This window comes from Haladaptatus sp. (assembly GCF_049589095.1).
GTDB lineage: Archaea > Halobacteriota > Halobacteria > Halobacteriales > Haladaptataceae > Haladaptatus.
In genome coordinates this window covers 1-5820 of sequence record NZ_JBAWAC010000173.1, presented here as the reverse complement: position 1 = coordinate 5820, position 5820 = coordinate 1, and the positions used below count along the sequence as shown (strand labels likewise).

General features: G+C 60.7%; 6 protein-coding genes. 4 read left to right on the top strand and 2 right to left on the bottom strand.

Annotated elements, in window-relative coordinates; genetic code table 11:
* The first annotated feature begins 198 nt into the window (after positions 1-198).
* Positions 199-1440 (top strand): Nramp family divalent metal transporter, encoded by a 1242-nt coding sequence (locus WBV42_RS05805; RefSeq protein WP_423985188.1) that lies wholly within the window; start codon positions 199-201, stop codon positions 1438-1440.
* 121 nt (positions 1441-1561) lie between these two features.
* Here WBV42_RS05805 and WBV42_RS05800 read toward each other — a convergent pair whose 3' ends face one another.
* Both WBV42_RS05800 and WBV42_RS05795 read right to left on the bottom strand, forming a co-directional pair.
* Positions 1562-2401, bottom strand: a complete 840-nt coding sequence (locus WBV42_RS05800; protein WP_423985187.1) for an SDR family NAD(P)-dependent oxidoreductase — start codon at positions 2399-2401, stop codon at positions 1562-1564.
* A gap of 130 nt (positions 2402-2531) precedes the next feature.
* Positions 2532-2882, bottom strand: coding sequence for a VOC family protein (locus tag WBV42_RS05795; protein WP_423985186.1), 351 nt, complete (start codon positions 2880-2882; stop codon positions 2532-2534).
* Between the two features lie 224 nt (positions 2883-3106).
* Between WBV42_RS05795 and WBV42_RS05790 the strand changes: the two genes are divergently transcribed.
* From WBV42_RS05790 to WBV42_RS05780, 3 genes are all read left to right on the top strand, one after another.
* Positions 3107-4309 carry a glycoside hydrolase family 18 protein gene (locus tag WBV42_RS05790; RefSeq protein ID WP_423985185.1) on the top strand — a complete coding sequence of 401 codons (1203 nt, stop codon included), beginning with the start codon at positions 3107-3109 and terminating at the stop codon, positions 4307-4309.
* An 81-nt stretch (positions 4310-4390) separates the two neighbouring features.
* Positions 4391-5383, top strand: a complete 993-nt coding sequence (locus WBV42_RS05785) for an alpha/beta hydrolase family esterase (RefSeq protein ID WP_423985184.1) — start codon at positions 4391-4393, stop codon at positions 5381-5383.
* Positions 5384-5391: 8 nt separating this feature from the next.
* Positions 5392-5820, top strand: a 429-nt coding sequence (locus tag WBV42_RS05780) for an alpha/beta hydrolase family esterase (RefSeq protein ID WP_423985183.1), incomplete at its 3' end; no start/stop codon positions are given.

The window sequence follows — 5820 nt, the reverse complement described above, 5'->3', positions numbered from 1 at the left end:
ACGCCTCCATTCGATCAGGGAGGATAAGTGTTCGTCACGAGCGTCGTTTCGACCGTACGGAGCGTTGCGAGCGGAAGGACTCCGATTGATAACTGAATACGCCTCTCGTGGTGATTTGAGCGCCTCAATCGACAGTTCGGCAGATGGTGTTGGAACCACAAATAATATTATTAGGCGCGTCTAAACTACTGGTAACCAATGTCTAATCGTACTTTCTCCTTTCGCGAGCTGGCGAAGTACATGGGGCCGGGCTTTCTCATCTCGGTCGCGTACATGGACCCAGGGAACTGGGCGACGAACATCTCCGGCGGCGCGAAGTACGGCACTGCTCTTCTCTGGGTGATCGTGCTCGCCTCGATGATGGCGATGGGTATCCAAATCGTCGCTGCTAAACTCGGTATCGCCACGGGAAAAGGAATCGCACAGCTTTGCCGTGAACGTCTCCCGCGGCACGTCGTGATCGTCCTCTGGGCGGCCGCCGAACTGGCGATGATCGCCACCGACATGGCGGAGATTATCGGGGCAGCCATCGGGTTCAGCCTCATCTTCAACATCCCGCTTCCCGGCGGCGCAATCCTTGCCGGAGCGTCCAGCTTCGCGCTGCTCGGCGTCCGCACCGCTTACAAGCGGGGCTTTCGCACCATCGAGTACGTGATTATGGCCCTCGTCGGGGTCATCGCACTCGCCTTCGTCTTCGAGGTCATACTCGCCCAGCCCACCACCGGACAGGTCGCCGCCGGTCTCGCGCCATCGATCCCGAACGCCGACGCCCTCTACGTCGCCATCGGTATCCTCGGCGCGACCGTGATGCCCCACTCGATCTACCTCCACCCCTACATCGTGCAGGACAGACGGGAACGCCTCGTCGCCGAGTCCGGAGACACCGAAGACGTCCACCGCGACCACTTCCGCTACGAGTCGATCGACACCATCGTCGCGCTGTTCGGTGCGATGTTCGTCAACGCCGCGATGCTCGTGGTCGCCGCCGCGGCACTCACCGGGACCGGAATCAGCACGCTCAACGATGCCTACGTCACCCTGAGCGGCGTCTTCGGCACGAACGCCAGCCTCGCGTTCGGCATCGCGCTCATCGCCGCCGGACTCTCCTCCTCGCTCGTCGCGACGATGTCCGGCCAGACCGTCATGGACGGGTTTCTGGACTGGAACGTGAACGTCTGGATCCGGCGCTCGGTCACGCTGGTTCCCAGTCTCGTCGTCGTTATCGCCGGATTCGACCCGACGAGCGTCCTCGTCGCCAGCCAGGTCGCCCTCTCGTTCGAGTTGCCGTTCGTCCTGATACCGCTCGTCTATTTCACCCGCGAAGAGGGCCTTATGGGCTCGTTCGTCAACCGCACCAGCACGACGGGCGTCATGGGCGTCATCGTCGCGCTGATCTCCGTGCTCAACGTCTGGCTGCTCTACACCACGATATTCGGGTGAAATCACGCCTCCGAGGCTCGATTTCGGAACGCGTTCCAGCCGTACCGTTCGTGTACGCTCCGTGACGGCGGAAAAGCGTACGCGCTCGGCGAGGAGTGACGAAATCCCGTGCCGTCGATTCTCAGTCGGCCGCTTGCCCGCCGTCGACGGGCAAGGTGTGCCCGGTGATGTACGAAGCGTCGGACGAACAGAGGAACGCCACCGCCCCGGCCATCTCCTCCGGTTCGGCGATGCGGTCCATCGGGACGTCCCGCATGGCCGACGTATCGAAATCGGACCACACCGTCCGAATCGCCGTCCGAATCAGTTCGATGGCCGTCCTGAGACGGTCCCGCAGCGACATCGACGACCAAGCGCCGGGTCCGCCCATCAATCCGGATTGGATGTTCGTCTTCGTCGGACCGGGCGCGATGGCGTTGATTCGGACGCCCCGACTGGCGTATTCGAGCGCGGCCGACTTGGTCAGCCCGACGACCCCGTGTTTGCTGGCCGAATAGCTGGATAGCCCGCCCATTCCAACCAAACCGGCCTCGGACGCCGTGTTGACGATGGCACCGCTTCCCTGTTCGTTCATGACGGGGAGTTCGGCCTTCATGCAGGCCCAAATCCCCTTCAGATTGATGTCGAGCAACCTGTCCCAGTGACCTTCCTCGATACCGGTCATCTCCACGAAGTCCGTGAGGATTCCCGCGTTGTTGTGCGCGAAATCGAGGCTTCCGTAGGTTTCGACCGTGACATCGACCATGTGCTCGACGGACACGAGGTCGGAAACATCCACTTCGACGAACGTCGCGTCACCGCCAGCGTCCTCGATGAGTTCGACCGTTTCACGGGCCGAATCCTCGACGATGTCGGCGACGACGACGTTCGCGCCTTCCTCGGCGAATCGGCACGCGGACGCACGCCCGATTCCCGACCCTGCTCCCGTCACGAGTGCCGTCTTCCCTGCTAATCCGTTCATGTATGAATCACTTAGGAACTCTAGCAGAAATCGACATAGCCCTTCGGAAAGGTGATTCGTGGCGGAATCGACGACCTCGACGACTGCTCTGCGATTCAGAACCGCGGAAGGTATCGACACCTCGACTGACCTATCTGGCCCCGAATTCGATGGAGAACCCGCCCGGTGCTTCGACGTAGAAATCGTAGGTGTTGTGCCGCATTTTGACGTCCGTCACGTCGTAGCCGTCCTCCTCCAATCGGCGGTGTTTCTCGTCCACGAGGTCCTCGTCGTCGACGAAGATGCCGATGTGGAAACTGCTCGGGTACTCGATGTCTTCGCCCTTCTTTCCCCGCATCAGGGTCAGGACGGTCCCGGCGTCGTCCGAGAGAATCGTGATGGCGGGACTGCCACCCCGTTTCTGCAAGTCGAAGTACTCCTCGAAGAACGCCGCCGTGGTCTCCACGTCCGACACGGTGAGATTGGTGTGATTCAGTTGCATGATGAAATTCGTGGATCGGTTCTCGGATTTGGCGACCGAAGTTCGTCCGAATCCGCCTCGAACTACGGCTCGTGTGTCGTTAATAACTGGTGCTCGTTTCGGGGTTTCGGAACCAACGACCGGTTTTCCGTTTCCGATAATATCCACAATTCCCAAAATTTGAGAGGTGAAATTATGAAGCTAGGGTATATTTTTATTTATTATTATATTTATCGCTACGGTGGATGAAAATACAAAATAGCGGCGTGGGACGGCGGCGATACCTACAGGGTGCCGGAGCGGCGACGACGCTGGCTCTGTTCGGGAACACGGCCGAGGCGAGGGAAGTGGACGAAGACCACCATCGCCACCGACACAGACGACGGTCGGACAAACGCGTCGTCGCGTACTACCCGTCGTGGGCGGGCGACTACACGCCGCGGGACGTGCCGTACGACAAACTAACGCACCTGAACTACGCGTTTCTCGAAACGGAAGCGAACGGCGAGGTGAAACTCGCCGTCACGGGCGATTACGCTCCCGAGGTGCTCGACCGGTTCGAGGAGATCACGCACGAACAGCCGTGGACGACGTTCATGCTCACAATCGCGGAGTTCGGGGACAACATGTCGGCCGCCGCCTCGACGGCCGACAGTCGAAAACGGTTCGCCCGAACGGCCGTCGAACACCTCCGAAAATACAACTTCGACGGCATCGATATCGATTGGGAATACCCGGACGGTTCGGTTCGGGAGGACGACCCGGAAAACTTCACGCTGTTGCTCGAAGAACTCCGCAGACAGTTGGACGAGGCCGGGAAGGAGGACGACCAGCACTACGAACTCAGCATGGCGGCGGCCCCCATCCCGTCGAACATCGACCCGTTGGAGGTGGGGAAAATCGCGGAGTACCTGGACTTCATCAACGTGATGAACTACAACTTTTATGGAAGCTGGAGTTCCGCGACGAACTTCAACGCACCGCTGTACGCGCCGTACGACGACCCGACGTACTGGCAGGAACTTCTCACGGTGGACCACGCGATGCAGTACTGGGCCGAGAAGCCCATCGCGCGGGACAAACTCGTCTGCGGGACGCCGTTTTACGGCTTCGTCTTCGAGAACGTGAAAAACGAGAATCGGGGACTCTTCCAACCGTTCGACGGCGCGGACACCGAATCGTATCACGCCATTCGTCAACTGAAGAGCAAACCCCAGTACCAGTATCACTGGCATCGCGAGGCGCGCGTCCCGTGGCTGTATTCGGAGACGGATGACACCTTCGTCACCTACGACGACCGTCATTCGGTCATGGAGAAATCTCGGTACGTCAGGGAGAACGACTTCGGCGGGATGATGTGCTGGGAACTTTCACACGACCCCAGCAATACGCTCATCAGCGCGATACACGCCGCGTTCGGCTGTTCACGCCGACGCGGACGACGGTAAATATCGCGCGCATCGGGTAATATTTACATATTAACCCAGTAATAGATTTTGCTCGACATCATTGGTGCGTTTCGTCATAGCATGAAAATTGACAGGCGAACGCTCCTGCGGTCGGTGGGCGGTACGGTGGCCACAGCGGGCGTCTTGGGAAGTGCGGGAACGGCGGCGGCGACGGGAAGCTACACGAACCACTACTACGACGGCTTCGACTACTGGCGATACGTCCCGGATTCGGCGGGGTCGAACCCGCCGTTGATGGTGATGCTCCACGGCTGTTCGCAGGATGCGGACCAGTTCCGAGAGGAGACACGGATGAACAGCATCGCGGACGAGGAGGGGTTCGTCGTCATCTACCCCGACCAGTACAACGCGCGGAACCCGGCCCAGTGCTGGAACTGGTTCTACGATGCGAACACGATGCGAGGCTACGGCGAGGCGGCCGTCATCGCCGGAATGACGCGGACGACCATCGACGCCGAGAACTGCGACCCCGAGCGCGTGTACGTCGCCGGACTCTCGGCCGGTGCGGCGATGGTACCGAACCTACTCGCGGAGTACGCCGACATCTACGCGGCGGGCGGCGTTCACTCCGGCTTGGAGTACGACGCGGCCGACACCTCGGCGGGCGGAACGACGGCGATGCTGTACGGTGGGCCGGACCCCGAGTTGAAGGGAACCGACGCCTACGATACGATGGACATCTACGATACCGTGAGCGAACTGCCGACCATCGTCTTCCACGGGACGGCGGACACGACCGTCTACCCTATCAACGGCAAGCAGGCGACGAAACAGGCGATTCAGACCAACGACCTCGCGTCCGATGGGTCGGACGACGACAACGTCGATACGACGGCTGACCGCACCTACAGCGGCCAAGGTTCGAGTTTGGACTACACTGTATCCGAGTATCACGACGAGAACGGTAACTCGCTCGTCGAACACTGGCAAGTCGAGGGCATGGATCACGCGTGGTCCGGTGGAGTCGCTGGCGGGGAGTTCACCGCGCCCGGCGGGCCGGACGCCAGTCGGATCATCTGGGAGTTCGTCTCCGGATTCACGAGGGACCTGTGACCATGCGGATGAAACGACGCACCCTCCTGAAGTCCGTCGGCGCGACGGTCGGCGCGAGCACGCTCGTCGCTGGAACCAGCAGTGCGGCAGCGGGCGCGTACACCTCGGAAACGTACAACGGCCGGACGTACAAGAAGTACATTCCGACAGGGGCCGACGGATCGGCGATTCCGCTCGTCGTCATGCTTCACGGCTGTACCCAGAGTCCCGACCAGTTCAAGAACGAGACGAAGATGAACGACGTCGCCGAGAGCGAGACGTACATCGCCATCTATCCCGACCAGACGACGAGCGCGAACGCAAACGAGTGTTGGAACTGGTTCGAGGATTCGAACACGACGCGGGGCACCGGCGAGGCTGCGCTCATCGCCGGGATGGCCGAGGACGTGATGGCGACGAATACGGTTGACGAAGACCGAGTCTTCCTCGCCGGATTC

Excerpts from the sequence above, each read along its gene's own strand:
- WBV42_RS05805 (WP_423985188.1), top strand. The coding sequence starts at position 199 with ATGTCTAATCGTACTTTCTCCTTTCGCGAGCTGGCGAAGTACATGGGG.
- WBV42_RS05800 (WP_423985187.1), bottom strand. The coding sequence starts at position 2,401 with ATGAACGGATTAGCAGGGAAGACGGCACTCGTGACGGGAGCAGGGTCG.
- WBV42_RS05795 (WP_423985186.1), bottom strand. The coding sequence starts at position 2,882 with ATGCAACTGAATCACACCAATCTCACCGTGTCGGACGTGGAGACCACG.
- WBV42_RS05790 (WP_423985185.1), top strand. The coding sequence starts at position 3,107 with ATGAAAATACAAAATAGCGGCGTGGGACGGCGGCGATACCTACAGGGT.
- WBV42_RS05785 (WP_423985184.1), top strand. The coding sequence starts at position 4,391 with ATGAAAATTGACAGGCGAACGCTCCTGCGGTCGGTGGGCGGTACGGTG.